1 protein-coding gene is annotated in these 702 nt (G+C 33.8%); it reads left to right on the top strand.

Features of this window, described 5'->3' with window-relative positions:
* Positions 1 to 111: 111 nt before the first annotated feature.
* On the top strand, positions 112 to 702 hold a 591-nt coding region (locus CYP28_RS08360; RefSeq protein ID WP_181000442.1), incomplete at its 3' end, for a ParB N-terminal domain-containing protein.

Below are 702 nucleotides of genomic sequence, written 5' to 3'. Positions count from 1 at the left end.
ATATAATTAAATTCTTAAACGCAAATACGCCACCTCAAATATCTATGAGTTCTGGCATTAAAGAAATGAACGGCGCAACTATGGAATTTACAAAAATGTAAGGAATAACCTATGGACTTTTATGAAGAGATAAGCAGCATTGACCCAAATGAATACGAAATCAGAGATAACCTTGATGATAGATCAATCGATGGTGATCTGGAAAATAGCGAAGACTTTCTCTCTCTTGTTAAAGACATAGAAGCAAACGGCATTGTAGTGCCATTAATTTTTGCTAGAAAAGGCGAAAGAGAGCTAGAATTAATAAGTGGCAGAAGAAGACTTGCGGCTCTTAGGGCATTAAATAACGCATTAAGAAGCGAAGACAAACCACCGCTACAAACAATACCAGTTAAGATCATCAAAAAAGATGTCCCTGACTCGAAAATATACCAAATAGCATATAGTGAAAATGCTTTGAGGAAAGATCTATCGCCATCTGCTAGAGTAGAAGCAATGTTCTTACCTCTATTTAATGCTTGCAATAGCGATTTCGCAAAAGCAAAAAGCAAAAACGAATTAAGCAGAAGAAATTTTGCCATGGAAGGTTTTTTAGAAGAATTAAAGATATTGGTAAGAAAGATTAGTAACAATAGAAGCAATATAACCCAAAGAGAAAATTTTATAATTGAAGAATTAAAAAATCTTGCAGGCATTTTTAAT

The organism is Campylobacter concisus, from assembly GCF_002914195.1.
GTDB lineage: Bacteria > Campylobacterota > Campylobacteria > Campylobacterales > Campylobacteraceae > Campylobacter_A > Campylobacter_A concisus_M.
This window is presented reverse-complemented; position numbering and strand designations above follow the sequence as displayed.